At 26.7% G+C, this 344-nt stretch carries 1 protein-coding gene; it reads right to left on the bottom strand.

Annotated features, from left to right (window positions below):
• On the bottom strand, positions 1 to 344 hold a 344-nt coding region (locus G3997_RS04180), incomplete at both ends, for a 3-oxoacyl-[acyl-carrier-protein] synthase III C-terminal domain-containing protein (RefSeq protein WP_296648593.1).

Genomic DNA, 344 nt, shown 5'->3' with positions numbered 1-344 from the left:
AGTTGCACCATATGTAAGTCCAGCGCCAAATCCAACTAATATGATTTTGCTATCTTTTTTTAATAATTTTTTTTCATACATTTCATTAAGCGCAATTGGTATCGATGCTGCTGAAGTGTTTCCATAGTTTTCTATATTCATATAAAATTTATCTACTGGAACTTTTAGTTTTTTAGCAGCATATTCTATTATTCTCACATTTGCTTGATGCGGAACTATGTAATCAATATCATCTAAGTTTAAGTTATTATCTTGTAAGATTTTATTAATAGAACTTACAATTACTGAAGTAGCAAATTTAAATACTTCATTTCCATTCATTTTTAATTTAGAATCTCTAATAG

This window comes from Romboutsia sp. 13368 (genome assembly GCF_018336475.1).
Taxonomy (GTDB): domain Bacteria; phylum Bacillota; class Clostridia; order Peptostreptococcales; family Peptostreptococcaceae; genus Romboutsia.
Note: the sequence above shows the minus strand (reverse complement) of the source record. Positions and strands in the feature narration are given on the sequence as shown.